This is a genomic window from Bacillus cereus group sp. BfR-BA-01381 (assembly GCF_022663555.1).
GTDB classification, from domain to species: Bacteria; Bacillota; Bacilli; order Bacillales; family Bacillaceae_G; genus Bacillus_A; species Bacillus_A pacificus.
On record NZ_JAKUFR010000178.1, the window covers coordinates 1 to 3,337 of the forward strand.

Below are 3,337 nucleotides of genomic sequence, written 5' to 3' on the forward strand. Positions count from 1 at the left end.
TCGGATCTTCCGGTTTCACTTCTGGCTCTTTTGGATCTTCCGGTTTCACTTCCGGCTCTTTCGGCTTAATTGAGACTGTTGGTTCAAGCGGTTGATTTATTCCATCATCAACAATCGCTCTATTCACAATTTCTTCACCGGCTTTTTCTTTTACTTTCACTTTAAAAGTAATGTTTCTTTCTTTTGTATCTATAATATTTTCGTACTTTGCAGTTAGCTTTCCATTCTCTACTTTTACTTCTATTGCGTCTTTGGCTTTTACGCTATTTTTCACATACTCTAAGCCAGTTGGTAATTGATCCTCAATTTTCACCTCTGCTAGCTTTCCGTTTTCTACCGTATTTTTAAAGCTAATTCGGTATTCGACCTCTTCTCCTAGCTTCGGTTCTTTATTACTTACTTCTTTTTTTGCTTCAAGCATACCATCTTTATACTGCGGTGTTATTGAAACAATCGGTTCTTCTGGTTGGTTTATTGTATCTCCCACAATCGCCGTATTCACGATATCCTCACCAATTTTAACCGTTTCTTTTACCTTCACCTTAAAAATAACACTACGTTCTTTTCTATCCATAATGTCTATATACGTAGCAGTCACTTTTCCAAACTCCATTTTTAACTCTACTGGATTTGGCTCGGCACCTTCAAATCTAAGGCTGTCTTGCACGTATTCTAAACCGGCTGGAATTTCATCTTCTACCTTAACCACGGCTATTTTTCCGTTTTCTACCGTATTTTTAAAGCTAATTCGATATTCTACTTCTTCTCCTAGCTTCGGTTCTTTGTTACTTACCGTCTTCGTTGCTTTTAACTTACCATCTTTATATTCTGGCTTTATTGTCGCTGTCGGTTCCGTAACTGGATGGTTCGGATCATCCACATGAATAATCGCTTTATTTGTTATTTTCCCTCCAACTTTTACTGTTTCTTTCACCTTCACTTTAAAGATGATACTTCTTTCTTTCGTATCCATAATATCTGAATACTTCACTATTACTTTTCCATTCTCTACTTTAAGCTCTGTTGGTGCAGGCTTGTCACCTACAGCTTCCAAACTATCTTGCACATATTCTAAACCGGCTGGAATCTCATCTTCAATTTTCACATCAACTAACTTCCCGCCATCCACTGTGCCGTTAAAAGTAATTCGATATTCGATTTCTTCTCCTAGTTTCGGTTCATGATTACTTACTTCTTTCCTTGCTTCTAGTTTCCCATCTTTATATTGCGGCGTAATTGGTATAAGTGGCTCAACTGGCGGAGTCTTCGGATTATTATCATCTACAATCGCCTTGTTTATAATTTCTTTTCCTACTTGTACCGTTTCTTGTACTCGCACTTTAAAGATGATGCTTCTTTTTTTCGTATCTGTAATTTCCGGATACTTTGCTGTTACTTTTCCATTCTCTACTTTAAGTTCCACTGGATCTGGTTCCGGCCCATCAGACTTTATACTATCTTGTACGTATTCTAAACCGGCTGGAATCTCATCTTCTACCTTCACCTCAGTTAGTTTTCCGTTTTCTACCGTATTTTCAAAGCTAATTCGATATTCTACTTCTTCTCCTAACTTCGGTTCATGATTACTTACTGTTTTTTCTGCTTGTAATGCACCATCTTTATATTGAGGCTGAATAGAGATATTCGGTTGCTCTGGTGGATTTATTGTATCTTCCACAATCGCCTTGTTCACAATCTCTTCGCCTACTTTAGCTTTTTCTTTCACTTTCACTTTAAAGACGATACTTCTTTCTTTCATATCCGTAATTTCTGGATATTCTGCAAGGACGATTCCGTTTTTCACTTTCACATGCAACGGTTTCGGATTCTCTCCCTCGGCTCTTTGACTACCTTCCACAAACTCTAAGCCATTTGGTAATTCATCCTTAATCTTCACCTTCGCTACTTTTCCATGCTCTACTACGTTACGGAAAGTAATTCGATACTCTACTTCTTCTCCTAATTTTGGAGCTGGATTATTTACTGTTTTATCAGCTTTTTGTTTTCCATCCTTATACTCCGGCGTAATAATTGCTTCTGGTTTTTGCGGAGGGTTCTTCGGATTATCATCATCCACAATTGCCGTATTCACGATTTTCTTACCGACTTTTGCTACTTCCGTTACTTTCACTTTAAAGATAATACTACGCTCAGCTGTATCAGTGATATTCTCATACTTCGCTGTAATTTTCCCAGCTTCTTCTTTTAACTCTACTGGATTTGGTTCATTACCTTCTGATTTTAAACTATCCTTCACATACTCTAAACCAGTTGGTAATTGATCCTCAATTTTCACTTCTGCTAGTTTTCCGTTTTCTACCGTATTTTTAAAACGAATTTGATACTCTACTTCTTCTCCTAGCTTTGGATCCTTTTTACTTACCTTTTTATCGGCTTTAACTTTACCGTCTTTATGCTGCGGTGTAATATCTACTTCTGGTCGCTCTGGTGGATTTTTTGTATCATCAACAATTGCTTTATTTACAATTGCTTTGTCCACTTCAACTGAATCTTTCACCTTCACTTTAAAGATAATACTTCTTTCTTTCGTGTCAGTAATATTTTCATACTTCGCGGTAACCTTACCAGCTTCTTCTTTCAACTCTACTGGCGCCGGCTCATCACCTTCTGCTTTTAGACTATCTTTCACATATTCTAAACCAGAAGGAATTTCATCTTCTATCTTCACCTCTGCCAGTTTTCCATCTTTCACCGTATTATGAAATGAAATGCGGTATTCAATTTCTTCCCCCAGCTTTGGATCTTTTTTACTTACCTTTTTATCAGCTTTAACTTTACCATCTTTATATTGAGGTGTAATTTTAGCTGTCGGTTCAATTATAGGTTGATTTGGATCATCCACATGAATAATCGCTTTATTTGTAATCCCCTTACCTATTGCAACTGAATCTTTCACCTTTACTTTAAAAGCAATACTTCTTTCTTTCGTATCAATAATCTCTGAATATGTTGCGATTACCTTGCCATTTTCTACTTTCAACTCTACTGGTTTCGGCTCGTCACCTTCCGCCTTTTCACTGCCTTGTACAAACTCTAAACCAGCTGGAATTTCATCTTCTATCTTCACCTCTGCTAGCTTTCCATCCTTCACCGTATTATTAAAAATAATTCGATATTCGATTTCCTCGCCTAGCTTCGGTTCGTGATTACTTACTTCTTTTCTTGCCTCAATTTTCCCATCTTTGTATTGCGGTGTAATCGGTACATAAGGCTTTTCTGGTACATTCTTTGTATCATCCACAATCGCCTCATTTACGATTTCTTCCCCCACTTTTACGCTTTCTTTTACCTTCGCTTTAAAGACAATGCTTCTTTC

General features: G+C 37.2%; 1 protein-coding gene. It reads right to left on the reverse strand.

What is annotated here, in order from left to right; translation table 11 throughout:
- Positions 1-3,337: isopeptide-forming domain-containing fimbrial protein (locus tag MR079_RS27955; RefSeq protein ID WP_242295049.1), on the reverse strand; the 3,337-nt coding region annotated here is incomplete at both ends.